At 73.8% G+C, this 24,401-nt stretch carries 17 protein-coding genes; 15 read left to right on the top strand and 2 right to left on the bottom strand.

The window, feature by feature from the left end:
• Positions 1-159: 159 nt before the first annotated feature.
• From JE024_RS09995 to JE024_RS09985, 3 genes are all read left to right on the top strand, one after another.
• The gene (locus tag JE024_RS09995; protein ID WP_205373248.1) at positions 160-1,572 is read left to right on the top strand and encodes an NAD(P)/FAD-dependent oxidoreductase; all 1,413 of its coding nucleotides are present in this window, start codon (positions 160-162) and stop codon (positions 1,570-1,572) included.
• A gap of 265 nt (positions 1,573-1,837) precedes the next feature.
• A complete protein-coding gene (locus JE024_RS09990) occupies positions 1,838-2,311 on the top strand; it encodes a hypothetical protein (protein ID WP_205373247.1) in 474 nt (157 codons plus the stop codon).
• A gap of 92 nt (positions 2,312-2,403) precedes the next feature.
• Complete coding sequence (locus JE024_RS09985; protein ID WP_205373246.1) at positions 2,404-4,209, top strand: chitinase; 1,806 nt, start codon at positions 2,404-2,406, stop codon at positions 4,207-4,209.
• Here JE024_RS09985 and JE024_RS09980 read toward each other — a convergent pair.
• Both JE024_RS09980 and gabT read right to left on the bottom strand, forming a co-directional pair.
• Positions 4,160-5,008 (bottom strand): phosphatase PAP2 family protein, encoded by an 849-nt coding sequence (locus JE024_RS09980; protein WP_205373245.1) that lies wholly within the window; start codon positions 5,006-5,008, stop codon positions 4,160-4,162. The two genes, JE024_RS09985 and JE024_RS09980, sit on opposite strands and share 50 nt — an antisense overlap.
• Positions 5,009-5,111: 103 nt before the next feature.
• The gene (gene gabT, locus JE024_RS09975; protein ID WP_205373244.1) at positions 5,112-6,446 is read right to left on the bottom strand and encodes a 4-aminobutyrate--2-oxoglutarate transaminase; all 1,335 of its coding nucleotides are present in this window, start codon (positions 6,444-6,446) and stop codon (positions 5,112-5,114) included.
• Positions 6,447-6,779: 333 nt separating this feature from the next.
• Between gabT and JE024_RS09970 the strand changes: the two genes are divergently transcribed.
• The 12 genes from JE024_RS09970 to JE024_RS09915 all read left to right on the top strand — a co-directional run bounded on the left by JE024_RS09970 (position 6,780) and on the right by JE024_RS09915 (position 24,377).
• The gene (locus JE024_RS09970; RefSeq protein ID WP_205373243.1) at positions 6,780-9,098 is read left to right on the top strand and encodes a type IV secretory system conjugative DNA transfer family protein; all 2,319 of its coding nucleotides are present in this window, start codon (positions 6,780-6,782) and stop codon (positions 9,096-9,098) included.
• Positions 9,099-9,289: 191 nt separating this feature from the next.
• A complete protein-coding gene (locus JE024_RS09965; RefSeq protein WP_205373242.1) occupies positions 9,290-10,873 on the top strand; it encodes a PucR family transcriptional regulator in 1,584 nt (527 codons plus the stop codon).
• 493 nt (positions 10,874-11,366) lie between these two features.
• Positions 11,367-12,764 carry a cytochrome P450 gene (locus tag JE024_RS09960; protein WP_205373241.1) on the top strand — a complete coding sequence of 466 codons (1,398 nt, stop codon included), beginning with the start codon at positions 11,367-11,369 and terminating at the stop codon, positions 12,762-12,764.
• 210 nt (positions 12,765-12,974) lie between these two features.
• Complete coding sequence (locus JE024_RS09955) at positions 12,975-14,420, top strand: aldehyde dehydrogenase family protein (RefSeq protein ID WP_205373240.1); 1,446 nt, start codon at positions 12,975-12,977, stop codon at positions 14,418-14,420.
• 181 nt (positions 14,421-14,601) lie between these two features.
• Positions 14,602-16,587, top strand: coding sequence for an acyl-CoA dehydrogenase family protein (locus tag JE024_RS09950; protein ID WP_244882736.1), 1,986 nt, complete (start codon positions 14,602-14,604; stop codon positions 16,585-16,587).
• Positions 16,588-16,699: 112 nt separating this feature from the next.
• On the top strand, positions 16,700-17,941 hold the full coding sequence (gene aroA, locus JE024_RS09945) for a 3-phosphoshikimate 1-carboxyvinyltransferase (protein WP_205373239.1): 1,242 nt from the start codon (positions 16,700-16,702) through the stop codon (positions 17,939-17,941).
• Between the two features lie 80 nt (positions 17,942-18,021).
• The gene (locus JE024_RS09940; RefSeq protein ID WP_205373238.1) at positions 18,022-18,762 is read left to right on the top strand and encodes a hypothetical protein; all 741 of its coding nucleotides are present in this window, start codon (positions 18,022-18,024) and stop codon (positions 18,760-18,762) included.
• 66 nt (positions 18,763-18,828) lie between these two features.
• Positions 18,829-20,100, top strand: coding sequence for a 1-deoxy-D-xylulose-5-phosphate reductoisomerase (dxr, locus tag JE024_RS09935; protein ID WP_205373237.1), 1,272 nt, complete (start codon positions 18,829-18,831; stop codon positions 20,098-20,100).
• Positions 20,097-21,395 carry a M50 family metallopeptidase gene (locus JE024_RS09930; protein ID WP_205373236.1) on the top strand — a complete coding sequence of 433 codons (1,299 nt, stop codon included), beginning with the start codon at positions 20,097-20,099 and terminating at the stop codon, positions 21,393-21,395. Before dxr ends, JE024_RS09930 begins: the two co-directional genes overlap by 4 nt.
• A gap of 162 nt (positions 21,396-21,557) precedes the next feature.
• A complete protein-coding gene (gene ispG / locus JE024_RS09925) occupies positions 21,558-22,715 on the top strand; it encodes a flavodoxin-dependent (E)-4-hydroxy-3-methylbut-2-enyl-diphosphate synthase (protein ID WP_205373235.1) in 1,158 nt (385 codons plus the stop codon).
• A gap of 177 nt (positions 22,716-22,892) precedes the next feature.
• Positions 22,893-23,735 carry a GNAT family N-acetyltransferase gene (locus tag JE024_RS09920; RefSeq protein ID WP_205376475.1) on the top strand — a complete coding sequence of 281 codons (843 nt, stop codon included), beginning with the start codon at positions 22,893-22,895 and terminating at the stop codon, positions 23,733-23,735.
• 81 nt (positions 23,736-23,816) lie between these two features.
• Positions 23,817-24,377, top strand: coding sequence for a GNAT family N-acetyltransferase (locus tag JE024_RS09915; RefSeq protein WP_205373234.1), 561 nt, complete (start codon positions 23,817-23,819; stop codon positions 24,375-24,377).
• The last annotated feature ends 24 nt before the right edge of the window (positions 24,378-24,401 follow it).

Genomic DNA, 24,401 nt, shown 5'->3' with positions numbered 1-24,401 from the left:
ATCGCCCCGATCCGGACGGCAGGCCCCGGGCGTTTCGCCTGGATCCGGACGGCAGGCCCGGGGCGTTTCGCCTGGATTCCGGCGGACCGGCCCGTCAGGATCCGGACGAGAGGCCGCCGGCCCGACCGCACACCGCATCGCTCACGAGGAGTGGGAACCATGGCCCCAGCAGCCATGCCCTTCGCCGCGTCCCTGGCGGACGCACAGCCCGTCCCCTTCTGGCTGGAGGATCCCGGCAGGCCCGCCGCCCTGCCCGCGCTCACCGCGACCGAGCACTGCGACCTCCTCGTGGTGGGCGGCGGCTACAGCGGCCTGTGGACCGCGCTGCTGGCCAAGGAGCGCGATCCGGCACGGGACGTGGTGCTGATCGAGGGCCGCGAGGTGGGCTGGGCGGCGTCCGGCCGCAACGGCGGCTTCTGCGCGGCCTCCCTCACCCACGGTCTCGGCAACGGGCTGGCCCGCTGGCCGGGTGAGCTGGCCGTGCTGGAGGACCTGGGCGCCCGCAACCTCGACGCCATCGAGGACACCGTCGCCCGCCACGGCATCGACTGCGACTTCGAGCGCACCGGCGAGATCGACGTGGCCACCGAGCCCCACCACCTCGGCGAACTGCGGGAACTGCACGACGCGGCCACCCGCCTCGGCCTCGGCGGCATGGAGCTGCTGGACCGGGACGAGGTGCGCGCCGAGGTGGACTCGCCCACCTTCCTCGGCGGCCTGTGGGACCGGCACGGCGTCGCCATGCTGCACCCGGCGAAGCTCGCCTGGGGCCTGAAGCGGGCGTGCCTGGACCTCGGCGTCCGGATCCACGAGAACACCCCCGGCCTCGAACTGGTCCGCTCGGGGCCCGGGATGGCCGTCCGCACCCCCTACGGAAGGGTCTTCGCGCGCCGGGTCGCGCTGGGCACCAACGTCTTCCCGTCGCTGGTCCGCCGGGTGCGCCCGTACACCGTGCCGGTGTACGACTACGCGCTGGCGACCGAGCCGCTCGACGCCGCGCGGCTGGCGTCGGTCGGCTGGCGGCGGCGCCAGGGGCTCGGCGACAGCGCCAACCAGTTCCACTACTTCCGCATCACCGCGGACAACCGCATCCTGTGGGGCGGCTACGACGCCGTGTACCCGTACGGCGGCCGGCTCAGCGCGGAGATGGACCACCGGCCGGAGACCTACCTCAAGCTGGCGGAGCACTTCTTCCACTGCTTCCCGCAGCTCGAAGGGGTCCGGTTCTCGCACGCCTGGGGCGGGGCGATCGACACCTGCTCACGCTTCTCGGCCTTCTTCGGCACCGCCCACGGCGGCCGGGTCGCGTACGCCGCCGGGTACACCGGGCTCGGCGTCGGGGCCACCCGGTTCGGCGCCGACGTGATGCTCGACCTGCTCGCCGGCCGGCCGACGGAACGCACCCGGCTGGAGATGGTGCGCAGCAGGCCGCTGCCGTTCCCGCCGGAACCGGTCGCCTGGGCGGGCATCGGACTCACCAAGTGGTCGCTGGCCCGGGCGGACGCCAACGGCGGCCGGCGCAACCTGTGGCTGAAGGCCATGGACCGGCTCGGCCTGGGCTTCGACAGCTGACGGGGCTCGCGGGCCCGCGCTCCGACGGCTGACGGGGCTCCCGGGCCCGGGCTCGCACCGCTGACGGGCTCCCGGCCCGGGTTCGTACGGCTGACGGGGCTCCCCTTGCCCGTGCTCGTACGGCCTCCCGGGCTCCCCGGCGCGCACACGTGCTCCGTTTCGCCGCCGATCTTTTCCGAAGAGCGCGCGGAAGTCGCGTCATAGCCGGGGCCCGGCGCGCTCTCCCTGGGTGGAAACACCGTCCCCCCACGGAATGGAGACCACGATGAGTGGCTCGGGCGCCAGGAACGCGGCTCAGTGGCTCGCGGGAGCCGCGCCGGACCCGCAGACCTGTCTGCGGGAGTGGAAGCGCAGCCCCCACCGGATCACGCTGCTGCCCGCCGGGAGGCGCTGGGACGTCCTGATCCTGCCCGGCGGGCTGGGCCACCCCACCCTCGACGTGCTGAACCGGCTGGTCGGCAGGCCGGGGCCGGTGCTCGCCGACTTCGGCGAATCGCGCCTCGGCTTCTTCGTCCCGCCCGGCACGGCGGGCCGCTGGATGGGCACCGGCATCCGCACGGCCGGCCGCGGCACCTGGATCGTCGTGCCGTACCCCGGGCGCAGCGTGGGCAAGGTGCGCTGGCTGGTCGTGCCGGACGGATCGGGCACGCTCAACGACCCTGCGCTGCTGGAGCTCGCGATGCACGAGGCGGCCGCCGTGGTGGCCCGCGCGGAGCGCGACACGGACGGGGGACGGTGAGGGGCGGCTGCCAGAGGTCTTGACAACCGGATTGGTCTGGACCATGTTGTGGCCGCCGCACCTCTCCATCACCCCCATGTCCGGAGGCAGTTGTGCACCGCACCAGACTCAGTGCTGCCCTGACGGCAGCCGCCCTCGCCGCGTCGGCGCTCGTCGCCACGGCGACGTCCGCAACCGCCGCCGATGCCGAACTCGCCCGCAACGGCGGCTTCGAAGCCGGCCTGACCGGCTGGAGCTGCACCGCCGGCAGCGGCGCCGCCGTCTCCTCACCCGTCCACGGCGGCGTCTCGGCGCTCAAGGCCACCCCGGCCGGCAGCGACAACGCCCGGTGCTCCCAGACGGTCACCGTGAAGCCCGACTCCGCCTACACGCTCAGCGGCTGGGTGCAGGGAGGCTACGTCTACCTCGGCGCCTCCGGCACCGGGACCACCGACGTCTCCACCTGGACCCCCTCGGCGTCCACCTGGCAGAGGCTGACGACCACCTTCCGCACCGGCCCCTCGACCACCTCGGTCACCCTCTACACCCACGGCTGGTACGGCACCCCGGCCTACCACGCCGACGACATCTCGCTGGTGGGCCCCGGCGGCGACCCGGCGACCGTCCCGGCCGCGCCCGGCAACCTGCGCGCGGGCACCCCCGGCACCACCTCCGTGCCGCTGAGCTGGAACGCGTCCTCCGGTGCCGGCTCGTACCACGTCTACCGCAACGGCACCCGGGTCACCACCGTCACGGGGACCTCCGCGACCGTCACCGGCCTGACCGCCGCCACCGCCTACAGCTTCCAGGTCTCCGCCGTCAACGAGGCGGGCGAGTCCGCCAAGTCGGCCGCCGTGAGCGTCACCACCGCGACGGGCGGCGGGGACGGCGGCGGCGCCGAGCTTCCCGCCCACGCCCTCGTCGGCTATCTGCACGCCAGCTTCGCCAACGGCTCCGGCTACACCCGCATGTCCGACGTGCCCGACTCCTGGGACGTCATCAACCTCGCCTTCGGCGAGCCGACCTCCGCCACCTCGGGCGACATCCGCTTCTCGCTCTGCCCCGTGAGCGAATGCCCGAACGTCGAGTCGGTGGCCGAGTTCAAGGCCGCGATCAAGGCCAAGCAGGCCGCCGGCAAGAAGGTCCTCATCTCCATCGGCGGCGCCAACGGCCAGGTCCAGCTCGCCTCCACCGCCGCCCGCGACGCCTTCGTCACCTCCGTGTCGAAGATCATCGACGAGTACGGACTCGACGGACTCGACATCGACTTCGAGGGCCACTCGCTGTCGCTGAACACCGGCGACACCGACTTCCGCAACCCCACGTCGCCGGTGATCGTCAACCTGATCTCCGCCGTGAAGACCATCAAGGCGCGCTACGGCTCCGACTTCGTGCTGACCATGGCCCCGGAGACGTTCTTCGTCCAGCTCGGCTACCAGTTCTACGGCTCGGGCCCCTGGGGCGGCCAGGACCCGCGCGCCGGCGCCTACCTCCCGGTCATCCACGCCCTGCGCGACGACCTCACCCTGCTGCACGTCCAGGACTACAACTCGGGCCCGATCATGGGCCTCGACAACCAGTACCACTCCATGGGCGGCGCGGACTTCCACATCGCCATGACGGACATGCTGCTGGCCGGCTTCCCCGTGGCGGGCGACCAGAGCAGGGTCTTCCCCGCCCTGCGCCCCGAGCAGGTCGCCATCGGCCTGCCCGCGTCCACCCAGGCCGGCAACGGGCACACCACCCCGGCCGAGGTGAACAAGGCGCTCAACTGCCTGACCAAGGGCACCGACTGCGGGTCCTACCGGACCCACGGCACCTGGCCCGCGCTGCGCGGACTGATGACCTGGTCCATCAACTGGGACCGCTTCAACCAGTACGAGTTCTCGAAGAACTTCGACGCCTACCGCTGGAGCTGACCCCGGCGGAGCCGCTCCCCAGGGAGCCGAGCACCACCAGCACGGCACCGAAGAGGCACCAGCTTCCGAGGACGTCCAGCGGCCAGTGATAGCCGCGCAGCACCAGCCCGATGCCCGTCGCCACCGTGAGCACCACGGCGACGGGCATCGGCCATCGCCGGCGGGTGTACGGGGAGATCAGCATCGCGGCCGCCACGTAGGCGACCATCGCGGTGGCCGTGTGGCCCGAGGGGTACCACCCGGTGCCGGGCTCCAGCGGCCCGGGCCGCGCGATCAGCAGCTTCAGCGGCGCCACCAGCGCCGGGACCGCGGCCATCGCCAGCAGCGCCGCGCCCGCCCGCAGCCACTCGCGGCCCCGCCACAGCACCCAGCCGGCGGCGAGCGCGAGCACGGGCGGCGCGACGGCCATGCCGCCCAGATCGGCCAGGGGCTGGGTCAGCGCGTCGGGCACGACACGGAAGACGGCCCGGCCCAGACGCTCGTCGGCGTCGCGCAGCGGGCCGTGGGCCACCACCTGCCAGGTGATCAGGGCGAAGAGGGCGCCGCAGACGGCGGCGACCGCCGCCCGGGAACGCCGAGAGGCCGGCCGCACCGGAACAGGGGGGGTGGTTCCGGTGCGGCCGGCCGGACCGGTTTGCCGCGCGCCCCGGGGGGTGTGGGGCGGGCGGCCATCCGATCGGTGAGGAGTTCCGGAGCGTGAGGCTCCAGCGGTGTGCGCGATGGCACGACCGGGTCGAGGCTGGGGAGGCTCCGGCCCGGCACCGCCCGCGGTCTCCCGCGAGGCGGGTGTTTCTCTCATCTGCACCGACCGTACGGCAGAGCGCGGGGGGACCGACAGACGGATTCCCATCCCGCCATCGGCCCCCCACACGTTCTTCACAGTCGGTCCCCGTCGTCCCCGGTCAGACGCCCGCGAACGCCTGCTCGAGAATGTCCAGTCCCTCGTTCAGCAGGTCCTCGCCGATGACGAGCGGGGGCAGGAATCGCAGCACGTTGCCGTAGGTGCCGCAGGTCAGCACGAGCAGGCCCTCGGCGTGGCACGCCTTGGCCAGCGCGCCGGCCGCCGCCGCGTCCGGCTCCTTGGTCGCCGGGTCCTTCACCAGCTCGATCGCGATCATGGCGCCGCGGCCGCGGATGTCGCCGATGGCGGGGTACTTCTCCTGCATCGTGGCGAGGCGGCCCTTCATGACCTCCTCGATGCGCCGGGCCTTCGCGTTGAGGTCGAGCTCCTTCATCGTCTCGATGGAGCCGAGCGCGCCGGCGCAGGCCACCGGGTTGCCGCCGTAGGTGCCGCCCAGGCCGCCGGAGTGCACGGCGTCCATGATCTCGGCGCGGCCGGTCACGGCGGCGAGCGGCAGACCGCCCGCGATGCCCTTGGCCGTGGTGATCAGGTCGGGGACGACGCCCTCGTCCTCGCAGGCGAACCACTGGCCGGTGCGGCAGAAGCCGGACTGGATCTCGTCGGCGACGAAGACGATGCCGTTCTCCTTGGCGAACTCGGCGATCGCCGGCAGGAAGCCCTTCGCGGGCTCGATGAAGCCGCCCTCGCCGAGGACCGGCTCGATGATGATCGCGGCGACGTTCTCCGCGCCGACCTGCTTGCTGATCATGTCGATGGCCTGCGCGGACGCCTCGGCGCCGGCGTTCTCGGCACCGGTGGGCCAGCGGTAGCCGTAGGCGACCGGCACGCGGTAGACCTCGGGCGCGAACGGGCCGAAGCCGTGCTTGTACGGCATGTTCTTCGCGGTGAGCGCCATCGTCAGGTTGGTGCGGCCGTGGTAGCCGTGGTCGAAGACGACGACGGCCTGGCGGCCGGTGTACGAACGCGCCACCTTGACCGCGTTCTCCACGGCCTCGGCGCCGGAGTTGAACAGCGCGGACTTCTTGGCGTGGTCACCCGGCGTGAGCTCGGCGAGGGCCTCGCAGACCTCCACGTAGCCCTCGTAGGGGGTGACCATGAAACAGGTGTGGGTGAAGTCGGCGAGCTGCGCGGAGGCGCGGCGCACGACGGCCTCGGCGGAGGCACCCACCGAGGTCACGGCGATGCCGGAGCCGAAGTCGATCAGCCGGTTGCCGTCGACGTCCTCGATGATCCCGCCGCCCGCGCGGGCCGTGAACACGGGCAGCACGGACCCCACACCGCCGGCGACCGTGGCCGTACGGCGGGCCTGAAGCTCCTGCGACTTCGGGCCGGGGATGGCGGTGACGACGCGGCGCTCCTGCGGGATAGCGGTCATGCGGGGCTCCTGGGGGGTGTATCCGGACGCTTGTCTCTTTCTCCGCAGGCTAGGCGCGCCGAGGGGGCGGGGGCATGCGCCGATCGGGAGTGTTGCGGTCCGCGTCGTTGTCCGCGACGGCCAAGGGGCTGTTCGGCCCGTCCGGCGCGTGGGACACGGCCGCGGGCCGTGCCGCGACCACCGGGCGCCGCGGGGCCGCACACCCCGGCCGTCGCGGGGCCCCACACCCCGGCCGACCCACCCCCGCCCCCGAGATCGGTGAACTCCCCGCCGATGGGCACTAGATTGGCCGTGCACAGAGAGCGGGCCTGGCTGGTCAGGGGGCAGCGGTTCATGGAATCCGAAGGCACATTCGACGCGCGCGGCACACGCAACCCCGTGCCGCGCCCGGCCGGCCCGCCGCCGCAGGCACCCGGCGCGCCCCAGGCCCCGCCCGGGCCCCCCGGCGCCCCCGCGCGCCCCGCCCACGCCCCCCTCACCCGCCCGGCCGTCGCCCAGTGGCTGCGCACCCCGCGGCCCGCGGCGGCACCGGGCATCTGGCGGTTCGGACACAAGGAGCGCCCCCAGGAGGCGCCCGAACTCGTCCCGGCACGCCAGCTCTTCAGCGGCGCCTTCATCGCGTACCTGTGCGGCTGGCTGGTGTGGTCGCTGCTCTGGAACGGCTACCTCGAAGGCTGGTGGATCTTCGTCGACGAGTGGTGGCTGCTGCCGATGCTGTGGCTCGTCCCCGAGGACTGGCGGTCCGCCACCAGCTCCTACGTCGAGCTGTACGTCGCCGCGACCTACCTCTACAACGCCCTCGTCCTCGCCCTGCTCGCCCACGCCTTCGGCCGGGTCGGGAACTGGCGCGAGGTCTGGCAGCGGTACGGGGTGCTGCTGTGGCCTCTGTTCGTGCTGCTGCCCGGGGTGTGGCGGGAGATGCCGCGCACGTCCTGGCTGACCTGGGTGTCCAACGTCTACTACGTCCTCCTGGTGGCCGCCGTCGTCGCCGCCGTCGGCCGGGTGGGCACCTGGCCCGCGGTGCGGCGGCGGCTCGACGCCCGCGACGGGGCGGCCCCGCTGCCCGAGCCCGAGTCGGATCCGGCCGAGTGGCCCGAGATCCACCGGGCCGGTCTCGCCGATGCGGCCGCGGTGCTGGGCGAGGCCACCCGCTCGGGGGCGCTCGGCGACGTGGACTACGCCCGGATCCGGCGCGCCTGGCAGGGTGTCCACGCCCGGCCCGAGCGGCTCGCCGCCTTCTCCGACACCGTCCGCAGGCTCGGCCCCGCCGCCTGCGCCCACCCCTCCGGGCTGCGCGACCTCCCGCTGCGCACGGCCACCCACGACCTGGCCACCGGCCAGGTCAGGATCGGCACCGCGGTCGACGACGCGCGCAACCCCTACGCCCGGCGCACCACCGGCGTCGCCCTGGAGCCCGCGCTGCTCGGCACCTCGCTGCTGGCCGTCGGCCCCTCCGGGTCGGGCAAGAGCGTGCGGCTGGTGCGGCCCGTGGTCGAGTCGCTGTGCCTGCTGGCGCTCGCCAACCGGGCCGCCGTGGTGGCGGTGACCGCCCAGGGCTCCGCGGTGGCCCCCGACGACGCCTTCGACCTCGTGGTCTCCGTCGGCCGCCCGGACACCACCCACGACCTCGACCTCTACGGTGGCGCCGAGGACCCGGACGAGGCGGCCCGGACACTCGCCGAGGCGCTCGTCGGCGACCTCGCCGCCACGCTGCCGGGCGGCGACAGCCGCCGGGCCGCCACCGCGCTCGCCCAGCTCATCGGGCCCTACCGGTGCGTCCACGGCCACTTCCCCGGCATTCCCGACCTGCGCGAGCTGCTCGGCGGCGCGCCCGCCGCGCTCGACGCGCTGCGCACCGCGCTGCGGGACGCGGGGGAGGCCTCGCAACTGCGCGAACTCGACGCCCGCGAGCGCCAGTCCACCCGCGGCGACGACATCGGCGTCCTGCTCGCCGAGCGGATCGCCTTCCTCGACCGGCCCGCCTTCTCCGGCTTCTTCCGCACGGACGGAAGCGGGCGCCGGTTCTCCCTGAGGGCCATCGAGCACCCGCTGCGGGTCCGTGTCGACCTGCCCGAGCGGGGCCACGCGGAGGCGTCGCGGATCATCGCGCGGCTGGTGCTCGCCCAGTTCACGGACGCCGCCCTCACCCGCGACGACCGGTCGCTCTTCGCCTGCCTGGTGCTGGACGACGCCTCGTACACGGTCACCGCCGACTGCGTGCGCTCGGTGCAGCGGCTGCGCACCGCCAACGCCGGGGTGGTGTTCGCGCTCCGCTCGCTGGAGGACGTTCCGGAGCCGCTGCGCGGGCCGCTGCTGGGCGCCGTCGGCTGCCGGATGGCCTTCGCCGGCCTGGCCCCCTGGGACGGCAACCGGTTCGCGGACACCTGGGGCACCGAATGGGTGCAGACGCGGGACGTCACCAACCGGCAGATCATCTCCGACGAGCCGCTGACCAAGGCGCTGCACATGATGCGCCGTCTGGTCACCGGGCGGGCCGCGACGGCCGAGGCGGTCACCGTGCGCGAGGTCGAGCGGGCCCGCTGGTCCGCGTCCGACCTGGCCCACGCGGTGCCCGCCGGGCACGCGGTGCTGTCGCTGACCAGCGTGGGCGGTGAGCACGCCCCGCCGCTCCTGGTGGATCTGCGCACCTGACCGCGGCCGGGAGCGGACGCGCCGACCGCGCCGTCCGGCCGGGCCGGGAGCGGACGCGCGACGGCGCCGAGCGCGCCGTCCCGGCCCGGACGCCGCGACTGCTACGTCCTGGCAGAATCGGGGGAGGCCGTTCCTACGGGACGGCGCAATCCGCGTGCTCCCGCGCACCCCCTCGAAGGTCACGAGGTCCCATGCCGCCCACCCTCGCCTCGCTCGTCCAGCACTCGGCGCTCAAGCTCACCGTGCGCGCCGGGGAGGACCGGCTGGAGACACCGGTGCGCTGGGCCCACGTCAGCGAGCTCGCCGACCCGGTGCCCTACATGGAGGGCGGGGAGCTGCTGCTCGTCACCGCCATGACCCTGGACGCCGAGGACGCCGAGGCGATGCGCCGCTATGTGCGCCGCCTGGTCGGGGCGGGCGTGGTGGGGCTGGGCTTCGGCATCGGCGTCTACTACGAGGACATCCCCGAAGCGCTCGTGGCGGCGGCCGAGGCGGAGGGCCTGCCGCTGCTCGCCGTGCCCCGCCGCACTCCCTTCCTGGCGATCTCCAAGGCCGTGTCGGCGGCCATCGCCGCCGACCAGTACCGCTCGGTGACGGCGGGGTTCGAGGCGCAGCGGGAGATGACCCGGGCCGCGCTCGCCGAGGGCCCGGCCGCGGTGGTGGCCCGTCTCGCGACCCAGCTCGACGGCTGGGCGGCGCTGTACGACGCCTCGGGCGCGGTCGTCGCGGCCGCCCCGGAGTGGGCGGCGCGGCGGGCCCTGCGCTTCACCGGCGACGTGGCGCGGCTGCGGGAGCGGACCGCGCCCGCGAGCGCCGTCGTCGGCGGCGGGGACGAGGGCGACGACCGGGTCGAGCTCCAGTCGCTGGGCACCGGACGGCGGGTGCGCGGGGCGCTCGCCGTCGGGACGGGCGCGCCGCTCGGCACCGCGGAGCGCTACGCCGTGCACTCGGCGGTCGCCCTGCTCACCCTGACCACCGCCCGCTCGCGCTCGCTCCAGGCCGCCGAGCAGCGGCTGGGCGCCGCGGTGCTGCGGCTGCTGTTCGCCGGGCAGGAGGAGATCGCCCGCGCGGTCGCCGGCGATCTGTACGGCGCTCTGCTCGACGCGCCCTTCCGGGTGCTGGTCGCCGAGCCTTCGCCCGCAGAGCCGCCCGCCCCCGACGCCGCCGGGCCGCCGGTGCAGGCGTTCGCCGAGGCGCTGGAGTCGGCCGCGGCGCGGTCCGGGGAACCGGTGCTCGCCGTGCCCGAGCTCGACGGCCGCCTGGTGGTGCTGGCGGCCGACGGGGGAGCGGTGGCGGCCCACTGCGCCGATGCCTGGGGGGAGACGGACGCCGAGGAGTCCGGCGTCGTCGCCGGGCTGTCCGCGCCCACCGGAGCCCCGGCCGCGGCCGGGGCGTACCGGCAGGCGGAGCAGGCCCTGTCGGTGGCCCGCCGCCGGGGCCGCACCCTGGTCGAGCACGAGGAACTGGCGGCCGGTTCCCTGCTGCCGCTGCTCGCCGACGACGCCGTGCGTGCCTTCGCCGACGGCATGCTGCGCGGGCTGTACGAGCACGACGCGACCGGCCGCGGCGATCTCGTCGCCTCGCTGCGGGCCTGGCTCTCCCGGCACGGGCAGTGGGACGCGGCTGCCGCCGATCTCGGCGTCCACCGCCATACGCTGCGCTACCGGATGCGCCGTGTGGAGGAGATCCTGGGCCGCTCCCTCGACGACCCGGACGTCCGGATGGAGCTCTGGCTCGCCCTGAAGTCGTCCCAGGACGCCCGCCCCGCCCGCTGACAGCGGGCCCGCTCCCCGTCGACCCCGTCGACCCCGTGCCGCACGGCTCACCTGTCCCCGGCGAGCCGCCGGCCCGGCCGATCGCGGTGGACGGTGCCGCGCTGGTGGCCGGGCTCCGTCCGGTCGTCGGCACCCGGGCGCCGCCGCCGTTCCCCGCGCCCCGCCGGGGGCGGACGCGAACCGGAGCGCGTCGTAGGGGATTTCCGCCGCGGCGCCGCCGGTGCGGTCGACAACCGGCCATCCGGGAGCAGCAGTTCGGGACAGTGCCGATCACCGCGGGGCCGCCGCGGGTGGGTATGCTGCGGGCGCTCCTGCTTCTCGATCGTGTGCACGAGAATCGCGCACACGGCGTGTGCGGGCACCCCCTTGTCCCGTACCGGGGGCCTCGGGCAGCCGGCCGGTGGTCACGGACCGGCCGGAGGGTGTCCACCCGGTCGGCAGGCGATCGCCGATGTCCACGTTGCTGCTTCCTGGAGGCCTCGTGTCCACCCCCATGTCAGACCCCGCCGGCCCCTACGGCGACACCCTCCCGCCGCCGGGGTGCCCGGCGCACGCCGGGGGAGCCGGGCCGCGGCGGATGTACGGGCCCGAGGCGGACATGCCGTACGCCCTCTACGAGACCCTCCGCAAGGAGCACGGCCAGGTCGCGCCGGTGCTCCTCCCCGGCGACGTCCGGGCCTGGTTCGTGCTCGGCCACCGGGAGAACCTGGAGGTGATGCGCACGCCGTCGCTGTGGTCCTGCGACTCGCGGATATGGAACATACGCCTGTCCGCCGATTCGCCGCTGCTGCCCGTCACGGCGTGGCAGCCGCTGCTGGTCTTCGCGGACGGCGAGGAGCACGCCCGGCTGCGCGCGGCCGTGACGGACAGCCTGGCCCGGTTCAACCGCCACGGGGTGCGCCGCTACGTCGTCCGCTACACCGACCAGCTCGTCGACGAGTTCGCCAAGGCCGGCCGCGCCGACCTGGTCGCGGACTTCGCGCAGAAGCTGCCCGTCCTGGTGCTCGCCCGGCAGTTCGGCGTCCCGGAGGAGGACGCGCTGCCGCTCGGCGCGGCCGTGCGCGACATGGTCAAGGGCACCGAGACCGCGCTCCAGAGCAACCAGTACGTGCTGACCGTCATGTCCGACCTGGTCAAGCGCCGCAAGGAGAAGCCCGCCGACGACTTCGCGAGCTGGCTGCTGGCCCACGAGTCGGCGCTCAGCGACGAAGAGGTCATGGAGCACCTGCGGCACGCGATCGTCGCCGCCCACGAGAACACCACCAACCTCGTGGCGAACACGCTGCGGATGCTGCTGACCGACCGCAGGTTCCGCGCGAACCTGTCCGGCGGCACCATGACCCTGCCCGACGCCCTGGACCAGGTCATGTGGGACGCCCCGCCGCTCGCCGTGGGCGCCGCCCGGTGGGCCCGCCGGGACACCCGGCTCGGCGAGCAGGAGATCAAGGCCGGCGACCTGGTCATGCTGGGCCTGGCCGCGGGGAACGTCGACCCCGAGATCCGCCCCGACCTCGGCGCGCCGGTGCACGGCAACCGGTCCCACCTCGCCTTCAGCAGCGGTCCCCACGAGTGCCCCGGCCAGGACATCGGCCGGGCCATCGCCGACACGGGCATCGACACCCTGATGGCGCGCCTGCCCGACCTCCGGCTCGCGGTCTCCGAGGCCGACCTGAGCATCACCCAGTCGCTGATCTCCAGCCGCCTCAACAACCTGCCCGCCCAGTTCACCCCCCGGTCCGTCGGACGCCGGGGCGAGGGAGCGGACCCCGCGGCCGCGCCGGGCCGCGCCCAGCCGCTGCCCGCGACCGCGCCGGTCGTGCCGGTGCCGCCGCCCGTCGCGGCGCCCGCGCCCCGCCGCTCCTGGTGGCGGACCCTGCTCGGCAGGCGCTGACCCCGCGCGCGGCGGCCGGTACCGGGGTGTGCCCCGGTACCGGCCGCCGCCGTGTGCGTGCGGTCGCCCCCGGACGTGCCAATCGGGCCAGGCCCGGGCCGTGACCACTCCACCCCGGACAAACGACCGGGCCCGGTCCCGGCCCTACCGTGTGCAGTGAACGACGCGACAGCACACTCCCCACCCCATGGAAGGGCCGGAATCCGCGACATGACTTCCACCCACGCCTTCTGGCTCGCCGGCCGCCAGGCCACCGGCGAGACCGCCTTCGACGTCACCTCCCCCTGGGACGGCCGCCTGGTCGGCAGCGTCTCGGTGCCCACCGAGGCCCAGGTCGAGGAGGCCGTCGCGGCCGCGCACGCCGTGCTCGACGAGTTCGCCGCGACCCCGGCGCACGTGCGTGCCGCCGCCCTCGACCACGTGTCGAAGCGGCTCGCGGAGCGCACCGAGGAGATCGCGCTGCTGATCTCGGCGGAGAACGGCAAGCCCGTCAAGTGGGCCAGGGGCGAGGTCGGCCGTGCCGTGTCCGTCTTCCGGTTCGCCGCCGAGGAGGCCCGCCGGTTCAACGGCGGAGAGGCCCAGCGCCTCGACACCGACGCCGGCGGCGAAGGGCGCCTCGCGCTGACCCGCCGCGTCCCCAGGGGCGTCGTCCTCGGCATCGCCCCGTTCAACTTCCCGCTGAACCTCAGCGCCCACAAGGTCGCCCCCGCGATCGCCGTCGGCGCCCCGATCATCCTCAAGCCCGCCCCGGCCACGCCGATCTCCGCGCTGATCCTGGGCGAGCTGCTGGCCGAGACCGAGCTGCCCGCCGGCTCCTGGTCGGTGCTCCCGGTCCCCAACGACCGCATGCCCGCCCTCGTCCAGGACGAGCGCCTGCCGGTCATCTCCTTCACCGGCTCCGGCCCGGTCGGCTACGCGATCATGGACTCGGTGCCGCGCAAGCACTGCACGCTGGAGCTCGGCGGCAACGGCGCGGCCGTCGTCCTCGCCGACTGGTCGAGCGAGGACGACCTGGACCGGGCGGCGAGCCGCATCGCCACCTTCTCCAACTACCAGGGCGGCCAGTCCTGCATCTCCGTGCAGCGGGTCATCGCCGACGCGAGCGTCTACGACCGCCTGCTCCCGAAGATCGTCGCCGCCGTCGAGGCCCAGGTCACCGGCGACCCGTCGGACGCCGCGACCGACGTCGGCCCGCTGGTCAGCGAGGACGCCGCCCGGCGCGTCGAGGCATGGGTCGACGAGGCCGTGCGCGACGGCGCCAAGCTGCTCACCGGCGGCACCCGCGACGGCGCGAGCTACGCCCCCACCGTCCTCGCCGACCTCCCGGCCGGCACCACCCTCGCCCGCGAGGAGGTCTTCGGGCCGGTCCTCGGCGTGGCCAGGGCCGACGGCGAGGCCGAGGCGTTCGCCGCCGTCAACGACTCCCCGTACGGACTCCAGGCGGGCGTCTTCACCCACGACCTGCAGACCGCGTTCCGGGCCCACCGCGCCCTGGAGGTCGGCGGCGTGATCATCGGCGACGTCCCCTCCTACCGCGCCGACCAGATGCCCTACGGCGGCGCCAAGCAGTCCGGCGTCGGCCGCGAGGGCGTCGCCTACGCGATGGACGACTACACCTACGAGCGGGTGCTGGTCCTCACCGGCCTGGCGCTGTAGGACGCGACACCCCGACTGCCGGAGCGGCCGGAGCCCGATGTGCGGGGGCTCCGGCCGCTCCGGCATGCCCCGGGTGCCGTAGGCAGGCTGGTGGTGGTGCCCGTATTCGGGTAGTACGAACGAGTAGCACCGACTGATCGACGCCCCGGCAGATCCCCCGACTCGCGGCGAGGTGACCCTCATGTCCGCCCCACCCGACAAGCCGATCGACACCGCCCCGGGCACCGCGGCCCACAAGGACCCCGCCGCGCCCAAGGTCTCCGAACGCGAAGCACGCGAGGTCGCCGAGGCCGCGCGCGAACAGGGCTGGCGCAAGCCCAGCTTCGCCAAGGAACTCTTCCTCGGACGCTTCCGGCTCGACCTGATCCATCCGCACCCGCTGCCCACCGGCGAGGCCACCCGGCGCGGCGAGGAGTTCCTGTCCCGGCTGCGCCGCTTCTGCGAGACGCGGATCGACGGCGCGCGGATCGAGCGGGACGCCCGGATCCCCGACGACGTCATCGACGGACTGCGCGAACTCGGCGCGCTCGGCATGAAGATCGACCCCCGGTACGGCGGCCTCGGCCTCACCCAGGTCTACTACAACAAGGCCCTCGCGCTGGTCGGCTCGGTGAGCCCCGCGGTGGGCGCGCTGCTGTCGGCGCACCAGTCCATCGGCGTGCCCCAGCCGCTCAAGCAGTTCGGCACCCAGGAGCAGAAGGACGCCTTCCTGCCCCGCCTGGCCCGCCACGACATCTCGGCCTTCCTGCTCACCGAGCCCGACGTGGGCTCCGACCCCGCCCGGCTCGCCACCACCGCCGTCCCCGACGGCGACGACTACATCGTCGACGGCGTGAAGCTGTGGACGACCAACGGCGTGGTCGCCGACCTCCTCGTCGTGATGGCCCGGGTGCCGAAGTCCGACGGACACAAGGGCGGCATCACCGCCTTCGTCGTCGAGGCGTCGAGCGAGGGCGTCACCGTCGAGCACCGCAACGCCTTCATGGGCCTGCGCGGACTGGAGAACGGCGTCACCCGCTTCCACCGGGTCCGGGTGCCCGCGGCCAACCGGATCGGCCCCGAGGGCGCCGGCCTGAAGATCGCCCTCACCACCCTCAACACCGGCCGGCTGTCGCTGCCCGCGATGTGCGTCGGAGCCGGCAAGTGGTGTCTGAAGATCGCCCGTGAATGGTCCGCGGAACGCGAGCAGTGGGGCAGGCCGGTCGCCCGGCACGAGGCGGTGGGCGCCAAGATCTCCTTCATCGCCGCCACCACCTTCGCCCTGGAGGCCGTCCTCGACCTCTCGTCGCAGATGGCCGACGAGGACCGCAACGACATCCGCATCGAGGCCGCCCTCGCCAAGCTGTACGGCTCCGAGATGGCCTGGCTGATGGCCGACGAACTGGTCCAGATCCGCGGTGGACGCGGCTTCGAGACCGCCGAATCGCTCGCCGCCCGCGGCGAACGCGGCGTCCCCGCCGAGCAGTTGCTCCGCGACCTGCGGATCAACCGCATCTTCGAGGGCTCCACCGAGATCATGCACCTGCTGATCGCCCGCGAGGCGGTCGACGCCCACCTCGCCGTCGCCGGGGACATCATCGACCCCGACAAGCCCATGGCCGACAAGGCCAGGGCCGGCGCGAACGCGGCCGCCTTCTACGCCCGCTGGCTGCCCAGGCTCGTCGCCGGGCCGGGGCAGCTCCCCGGCACCTACGGCGAGTTCCACCCCTCCGGGCACCCCGACCTCGCCGCCCATCTGCGGTACGTGGAACGCACCTCGCGCAAGCTCGCCCGCTCGACGTTCTACGCCATGTCCCGGTGGCAGGGCCGGATGGAGACCAAGCAGGGCTTCCTCGGCCGGATCGTCGACATCGGCGCCGAGCTCTTCGCGATGAGCGCCGCCTGCGTGCGGGCCGAGCACCTGCGCGCCGGCGGCGACCACGGCCGGGAGGCGTACCAGCTCGCCGACGTGTTCTGCCGCCAGTCCCGGCTGCGGACCGAGGAGCTGTTCGGCCGGCTGTGGTCCAACACCGACGACATCGACCACCGAATCGTCAAGGGCGTGCTGTCCGGCACCTACACCTGGCTGGAGGCCGGCATCGTCGACCCCAGCAGCGAGGGCCCCTGGATCGCCGACGCCACCCCCGGCCCCTCCGCCCGGGAGAACGTCCACCGCCCCATCCCCTGACCGCCGGGGCCGTCCGGCCCCGCCCCCCGGACACCGGGGCCACCGCGCGGGGCGCGTCCACACACTGGACGCGCCCCGCCCGCGTGCGCCCGAGACGGCAGCATGGGCGCACGTGACCGTCATCGACATCCCCGGCTCCAAGTCCGTCACCGCCCGCGCGCTGTTCCTCGCGGCGGCCGCCGACGGGACCACCACGCTGCTGCGGCCCCTGGCCTCGGACGACACCGAAGGCTTCGCCGAAGGACTGCGCGCACTCGGGTACGGGATCGAACGCACACCCGGCGCCTGGCACATCGAGGGCAGGCCCGAGGGGCCGGCCGCCGCCGAGGCCGACGTGCACTGCCGCGACGGCGCCACCACCGCCCGCTTCCTGCCCACCCTCGCCGCCGCCGGGGCGTCCGGCACCTACCGCTTCGACGCCTCGGCCCAGATGCGCCGCCGCCCCCTCGGGCCGCTGACCGGCGCGCTGCGCACCCTCGGCGTCGACCTGCGCCACGAGGGCGCCGAGGGACACCATCCGCTGACCATCGCCGCCCACGGCATCGAGGGCGGCGAACTCACCCTGGACGCGGGCCAGTCCTCCCAGTACCTGACCGCGCTCCTGATGCTCGGCCCGCTCACCGCCGAGGGCCTGCGGATCACCGTCACCGACCTGGTGTCCGCGCCCTACGTGGAGATCACCCTCGCGATGATGCGCGCCTTCGGCGTCGAGGTGGCGCGCGAGGGCGACGTGTTCACCGTGCCGCCCGGCGGATACCGCGCCACCACGTACGCCGTCGAGCCGGACGCCTCCACGGCGAGCTACTTCTTCGCCGCGGCCGCCCTGACGCCCGGCCGCGAGGTCACCGTCCCCGGTCTCGGCACCGGCGCCCTCCAGGGCGACATCGGCTTCACCGAGGTGCTCCGCCGGATGGGGGCCGAGGTGCGGATCACCGAGGACGCCACCACCGTCCGCGGCCCCGAGCGGCTCGCCGGCCTCACCGTCAACATGCGCGACATCTCCGACACGATGCCCACCCTCGCCGGGATCGCGCCCTTCGCCGACGGGCCGGTCCGCATCGAGGACGTCGCCAACACCCGGGTCAAGGAGTGCGACAGGCTCGACGCCTGCGCCCAGAACCTGACCCGGCTCGGCGTCACCGCGCGCACCGGCCCCGACTGGATCGAGACCGAGCCGGGCACCCCGCGCGCCGCGGAGATCGCCACCCACGGCGACCACCGCATCGTGATGTCCTTCGCGGTCACCGGACTGCGCACCCCCGGCATCACGTACGACGACCCCGGCTGTGTGCGCAAGACCTTCCCCGGCTTCCACGACGCCTTCGCGGATCTGCGGAAAGCCTGGCGGGCCTGAGGGCGGGTGGCCCACAATCGTCCGGCGATCACCTCGCGGTGACGCCGGACGACCAGGGACACCAGGGGAACGGGGCACGGATGTTCGGCAGGGGAACGGCCCGGACCGGCCGCCGGGTGACCGGCGTCGCCGTCGCCGGGATGCTGGCGATGACGGCGGCCTGCGGCGACGGCGGCGGCCCGGAGCCCGAGCGCCCGGCCGGCTCCGCGCCCGCCCCCGACCAGGCCCCGCCCGCCGCGCAGGGCCTGGAGAACGCGGCGCTCGCCGACGGACGGCGCATCGGCCCCTACGCCGTGCGCGCGCCCGACGAGCCCCCGTTCAGCGAGAACTACACCGCCGACCCCGCCTCCTGCCAGCCGCTGGTCAGCCTCGCGCGGGGCGCCACCGCCCACGACCCCGTCGCCGAGGCCCACCGGCAGGCCGACATCCCCGAGGAGGCCGCAGGCATCGGCGTCCTCGTCCAGTTGCGCACCTACGAGGGCGACGGCGCGGCGGCCGTCCTGCGCGACCTCGCCGCCGCGGGGGAGTCCTGCGCCGGCGGCTTCACCGAGGTGCGCACCCTCGCCCGCGCGAAGGTGCTCTCCGTCGAACCGGCCGAGGCCCCCGCCCTCGGGGACGAGGCGAAGGCCTTCCGCATCACGATCGAGGACGTGAAGAGCGATCGGAGGCTGTACGAATACCTCACCGTCGTGCGGTCCGGCCCGACCACCCTCTCCTTCCGCGCCGACTACCTGGGCACCAAGGACGTCGGAGGCGTCCCGCGGGAGATCGTCGAGGCCCAGTGGAAGCAGTTCACCGACGCGGGATCCGGCAGTACGTAGCATTCCGGTCCCACGAGCGGGGGACACCCTGTCGGGACGGACAGCTTCTGCGTCCACAATGGGGGGATGAGCGACAGCCCATCACCTCTCGCCGATCCGCATCTGGTCTTCGACCCCGCGCCGGGGCGACGCGACATCGTCGTGCTCGGCTCGACCGGGTCCATCGGCACGCAGGCGATCGATCTCGTCCTGCGCAACCCCGACCGCTTCCGCGTCACCGCGCTGTCCGCCGCCGGCGGCCGGGTCGGCCTCCTCGCCGAGCAGGCACGCGCCCTCGGCGTGCGGACCGTGGCCGTCGCCCGCGAGGACGCCGTGCCCGCGCTGCGCGAGGCACTGCGCGAGCAGTACGGCGCCGAGCCGCTGCCGGAGATCCTGGCGGGCCCGGACGCGGCCACCGACCTCGCGGCCTCCCCGTGCCACACCGTGCTCAACGGGATCACCGGCTCCATCGGCCTCGCCCCGACCCTCGCCGCCCTCGAGGCCGGCCGCACCCTCGCGCTGGCCAACAAGGAATCGCTCATCGTCGGCGGCCCGCTGGTCAAGGCGGTCGCCAAGCCCGGCCAGATCATCCCGGTCGACTCCGAGCACGCGGCCCTCTTCCAGGCCCTCGCCGCCGGCACCCGCGCCGATGTGCGCAAGCTCGTGGTCACCGCCTCCGGCGGCCCCTTCCGCGGCCGCACCCGGGCCGAGCTGGAGAACGTCACCCCGAAGGACGCCCTCGCGCACCCCACCTGGGCGATGGGCCCGGTGATCACCGTCAACAGCGCGACGCTGGTGAACAAGGGCCTGGAGGTCATCGAGGCCCATCTGCTCTACGACATCCCCTTCGACCGCATCGAGGTCGTCGTCCACCCGCAGTCCTACGTCCACTCGATGGTGGAGTTCGACGACGGCTCGACGCTCGCCCAGGCCACCCCGCCCGACATGCGGGGACCGATCGCGATCGGCATCGGATGGCCCGAGCGGGTGCCCGACGCGGCCCCCGCCTTCGACTGGTCCACGGCCTCGACCTGGGAGTTCTTCCCCCTGGACGGCGAGGCCTTCCCCTCCGTGGGACTCGCCCGGCACGTCGGCGAGCTGGGCGGCACGGCCCCGGCGGTGTTCAATGCGGCGAACGAGGAGTGCGTGGAGGCATTCCTCGCCGGACGGCTGCCGTTCAACGCCATCATGGATACGGTCACCGAGGTGGTTTCCGCGCACGGCGTCCCCGCCGCGGGAACCTCCCTCACGGTGGCGGACGTCCTCGAAGCGGACGCCTGGGCCCGCGCCAGGGCCCGTGAGACGGCAGCGAAGTACGCCCACAGCGGCGACGAACGGCCTGCGGAGGCTCGCGCATGACGATTCTGTTGACGGTCCTCGGCATAGTGCTGTTCGGTGTGGGGCTGCTGTTCTCCATCGCCTGGCACGAGCTGGGCCATCTGTCGACGGCGAAGATGTTCGGCATCCGTGTGCCGCAGTACATGGTCGGCTTCGGCCCGACCCTGTTCTCCCGGCACAAGGGCGAGACCGAGTACGGCATCAAGGCCATCCCGATGGGCGGCTACATCCGCATGATCGGGATGTTCCCGCCGGGCGCGGACGGCCGCATCGAGGCCCGCAGCACCTCCCCGTGGCGCGGCATGATCGAGGACGCCCGCTCGGCCGCCTACGAGGAGCTGAAGCCCGGCGACGAGACGCGGCTGTTCTACACGCGCAAGCCGTGGAAGCGCGTGATCGTCATGTTCGCGGGCCCCTTCATGAACCTCGTGCTCGCCGTGGCGATCTTCCTCGGGGTGCTGATGACCTTCGGCACCCCGGTGCAGACCACCGAGGTCGCGGGCGTGCAGCAGTGCGTCATCGAGCAGAGCGAGAAGCGCGACGAGTGCGCCGCCGGCGACCCCGAGTCGCCCGCCGCGCTCGCGGGGCTGAAGGAGGGCGACCGGATCACCGCCTTCGCGGGCAAGCCGGTCGACGACTGGAACACGCTCTCCCAGCGCATCCGGGAGACCGTCGGCCCCGCCACGATCACCGTCGAGCGCGACGGCCGGGAGCAGACGCTCGAAGCGACGCTCATCCCCAACAAGGTCGTCAAGAAGGACGCCGACGGCGAGGTCGTCGAGGGCTACGAGACCGCCGGCTACCTCGGGTTCGCCGCGCGGACGGAGATCCTCCCGCAGTCCTTCGGCGCCTCCGTCGGCCGGATGGGCGACATGATCGAGAACGGCGTCGAGTCGGTGATCGCGCTGCCCACCAAGGTCCCCGACCTGTGGGACGCGGCCTTCGGCGACGGCGAGCGCAAGGACGACTCGCCGGTCGGCGTCGTCGGCGCGGCCCGGCTCAGCGGCGAGGTGCTCAACCTGGACATGCCGACGCAGAACATCGTCGCCACGTTCCTGATGCTGCTCGCCGGCTTCAACCTGTCGCTGTTCCTCTTCAACATGCTGCCGCTGCTGCCCCTGGACGGCGGCCACATCGCGGGCGCCCTGTGGGAGTCCGTCAGGCGCGGCTTCGCCCGGCTGTTCAAGCGGCCCGACCCGGGCCCCTTCGACGTGGCCAAGCTGATGCCCGTCGCCTATGTGGTGGCCGGCATCTTCATCTGCTTCACGCTGCTCGTGCTCGTCGCGGACATCGTGAATCCGGTCAAGATCAGCTGACGGGAGCACCCGTACGACGGCCGGACACCCTTCGTGTCCGGCCGTCCCCTTTGGGGGGACATCGGTGTGCGATGTGCCCGGCCGAACGCCAGTGCCGTAATCTCGGGTGCTGGAGCCCGCCGATCTCGGGACCTCGATCCATACCTTGGGGTTGCACAGCAGATGACTGCAATTTCTCTCGGAATTCCGTCCGTTCCGACGAAGCTCGCCGACCGGAGGGTCAGCCGGAAGATCCAGGTCGGCTCCGTCGCGGTCGGCGGCGACGCGCCGGTCTCGGTGCAGTCCATGACGACGACGCGGACGTCCGACATCGGCGCGACGCTCCAGCAGATCGCCGAGCTCACCGCCTCCGGCTGCCAGATCGTGCGGGTGGCCTGCCCCACCCAGGACGACGCCGACGCGCTGGCCACGATCGCGAAGAAGTCGCAGATCCCGGTCATCGCCGACATCCACTTCCAGCCGAAGTACGTCTTCGCCGCGATCGACGCCGGCTGCGCCGCGGTCCGGGTCAACCCGGGCAACATCAAGCAGTTCGACGACAAGGTCAGGGAGATCGCCAAGGCCGCGGGCGAGGCCGGCACCCCCATCCGGATCGGCGTCAACGCCGGCTCGCTGGACCGGCGCCTGCTGGAGAAGTACGGCAAGGCCACCCCCGAGGCCCTCGTCGAGTCCGCCCTGTGGGAGGCGTCCCTCTTCGAGGAGCACGGCTTCCGCGACATCAAGATCTCGGTCAAGCACAACGACCCCGTCGTGATGGTCAACGCCTACCGGCAGCTCGCCGCCCAGTGCGACTACCCGCTGCACCTCGGTGTGACCGAGGCCGGCCCCGCCTTCCAGGGCACCATCAAGTCCGCCGTCGCGTTCGGCGCGCTGCTCGCCGAGGGCATCGGCGACACCATCCGCGTCTCCCTCTCCGCCCCGCCGGCGGAGGAGGTCAAGGTCGGCATCCAGATCCTGGAGTCCCTCAACCTCCGCCAGCGCCGCCTGGAGATCGTCTCCTGCCCGTCCTGCGGACGCGCCCAGGTCGACGTCTACAAGCTCGCCGACGAGGTCAGCGCCGGGCTGGAGGGCATGGAGGTCCCGCTGCGCGTCGCCGTCATGGGCTGCGTCGTCAACGGCCCCGGCGAGGCCCGCGAGGCGGACCTGGGCGTCGCCTCCGGCAACGGCAAGGGCCAGATCTTCGTGAAGGGCGAGGTCATCAAGACCGTGCCCGAGTCCAAGATCGTGGAGACCCTGATCGACGAGGCGATGAAGATCGCCGAGCAGATGGAGAAGGACGGCGTCGCCTCCGGCGAGCCCCAGATCTCCGTCGCCGGCTGACGGGCACCCCGCAGTCCCGGGGCCCCGCTCCCTCCAGGCCCGAGGGAGCGGGGCCCACGCCTGTCCCCGGCGGATTCCGGCCCCGGCAGCCCCCGCTTCCTCCGGCCGGAGGCACGCGGGCCGGGTCGGCGGGTACAGTGCCATGACCAGCGAACCGTATGGTGAGGCACCCCTGTGTTGACGCACACCACCACCCGGGTCCTCGACCCCGGCGAACTCGGCGCCGCGCTCGCCGTCCTCGAGAGCGAGCCCGTGGCGAATGCTTTCGTCACCGCCCGCGTGCAGGTGGCGGGCCTCGACCCCTGGCGTCTCGGCGGCGAGCTGTGGGGCTGGTACGAGGGCGGGACGCTGCGTTCGCTGTGCTACTCGGGCGCCAACCTGGTGCCCATCTGCGCCGGTCCCGAGGCGGTGCGCGCCTTCGCGGAACGCGCCCGCAGGACCGGCCGCCGCTGCTCGTCCATCGTGGGCCCCGCCGAACCGACCGCCGCCCTGTGGCGGCTGCTCGAACCGAGCTGGGGACCTGCCAGGGACGTCCGCGCCAACCAGCCGCTCATGGTCGCCGACCGGCTCCCCGACGACATCGCCCCCGACCCCTACGTCCGCCGGATCCGCAAGGACGAGATGGACCTGATCATGCCCGCCTGCGTGGCCATGTTCACCGAGGAGGTCGGCGTCTCCCCGACGGCCGGCGACGGCGGACTGCTCTACCAGGCCCGGGTCGCCGAACTCGTGGCCGGCGGCCGGTCCTTCGCCCGCATCGAGGACGGCAAGGTCGTCTTCAAGGCCGAGATCGGGGCCGCGACCGCGCAGGCGTGCCAGATCCAGGGCGTCTGGGTCGCCCCCGAGTACCGGGGCCGCGGACTGTCCGAGACCGGTATGGCGGCCGTCCTGCGCCACGCGCTCGCCGACGTCTCCCCCCTCGTCAGCCTCTACGTGAACGACTACAACACCCCCGCCAGGGCCGCCTACCGCCGCGTCGGCTTCCAGGAGGTCGGCGCCTTCATGAGCGTGCTCTTCTGACCCGGCCCCGCGCCCGGGCCGGGCGCCACCGGGAGGCCCGGCCCCGCACGGCGGGGGCCGCCGGGCCAGTAGGGTGCGGCCATGGCAGCTGATCCCGACGTCGCCACCGGCCCCCTCGACCTCGCGGACCGCGTCGACGAGGCCCTCGCCGTCCAGGCACTCGCCTTCGGACTGAGCGAGGAGGAGATCGACATCCGCCGCTACATCGTGCTGCGGCACCTGACCAGCCCGGGAGCCCGCGCGCTGGGCGCCACCACCCCCGAAGGCCGGCTGGTCGGCTTCGTCTACGGGATGCCCAACGACCGCGGCCACTGGTGGTCCACCGTCGTCGAGCCCTATCTGCGGGCGGGCGGCAGCGAGGGCTGGCTCGACGACTCGTTCGTCATCACCGAACTGCACGTCCACCCCGCCCACCAGGGCCGCGGCATCGGGCGCGAACTGATCACCGCCCTCACCGACACGGCGGACCAGCCGCGGTCCATCCTCTCCGCCATCGACACCGAGAGCCCGGCCCGCGCCCTCTACCGCAGCCTCGGCTACCAGGACCTCGCCCGGCGGGTCCTCTTCCCGAGCGCGCCGAGCCCCTACGCCGTCATGGGAGCGCCGCTGCCGCTGCGCCGGGGCGGTGCGCGCGGCAACTGATTTCCGCCTGCCGGTGCCGCCCGG

The organism is Streptomyces zhihengii, from assembly GCF_016919245.1.
Lineage (GTDB): Bacteria > Actinomycetota > Actinomycetes > Streptomycetales > Streptomycetaceae > Streptomyces > Streptomyces zhihengii.
The sequence above is the reverse complement of the archived record's forward strand: the minus strand, read 5'-3'. Positions and strand labels throughout refer to the sequence as shown.

Excerpts from the sequence above, each read along its gene's own strand:
- JE024_RS09995 (WP_205373248.1), top strand. The coding sequence starts at position 160 with ATGGCCCCAGCAGCCATGCCCTTCGCCGCGTCCCTGGCGGACGCACAG.
- JE024_RS09990 (WP_205373247.1), top strand. The coding sequence starts at position 1,838 with ATGAGTGGCTCGGGCGCCAGGAACGCGGCTCAGTGGCTCGCGGGAGCC.
- JE024_RS09980 (WP_205373245.1), bottom strand. The coding sequence starts at position 5,008 with ATGAGAGAAACACCCGCCTCGCGGGAGACCGCGGGCGGTGCCGGGCCG.
- gabT (WP_205373244.1), bottom strand. The coding sequence starts at position 6,446 with ATGACCGCTATCCCGCAGGAGCGCCGCGTCGTCACCGCCATCCCCGGC.
- JE024_RS09970 (WP_205373243.1), top strand. The coding sequence starts at position 6,780 with ATGGAATCCGAAGGCACATTCGACGCGCGCGGCACACGCAACCCCGTG.
- JE024_RS09965 (WP_205373242.1), top strand. The coding sequence starts at position 9,290 with ATGCCGCCCACCCTCGCCTCGCTCGTCCAGCACTCGGCGCTCAAGCTC.
- JE024_RS09960 (WP_205373241.1), top strand. The coding sequence starts at position 11,367 with ATGTCAGACCCCGCCGGCCCCTACGGCGACACCCTCCCGCCGCCGGGG.
- JE024_RS09955 (WP_205373240.1), top strand. The coding sequence starts at position 12,975 with ATGACTTCCACCCACGCCTTCTGGCTCGCCGGCCGCCAGGCCACCGGC.
- JE024_RS09950 (WP_244882736.1), top strand. The coding sequence starts at position 14,602 with ATGTCCGCCCCACCCGACAAGCCGATCGACACCGCCCCGGGCACCGCG.
- JE024_RS09940 (WP_205373238.1), top strand. The coding sequence starts at position 18,022 with ATGTTCGGCAGGGGAACGGCCCGGACCGGCCGCCGGGTGACCGGCGTC.
- dxr (WP_205373237.1), top strand. The coding sequence starts at position 18,829 with ATGAGCGACAGCCCATCACCTCTCGCCGATCCGCATCTGGTCTTCGAC.
- JE024_RS09930 (WP_205373236.1), top strand. The coding sequence starts at position 20,097 with ATGACGATTCTGTTGACGGTCCTCGGCATAGTGCTGTTCGGTGTGGGG.
- ispG (WP_205373235.1), top strand. The coding sequence starts at position 21,558 with ATGACTGCAATTTCTCTCGGAATTCCGTCCGTTCCGACGAAGCTCGCC.
- JE024_RS09915 (WP_205373234.1), top strand. The coding sequence starts at position 23,817 with ATGGCAGCTGATCCCGACGTCGCCACCGGCCCCCTCGACCTCGCGGAC.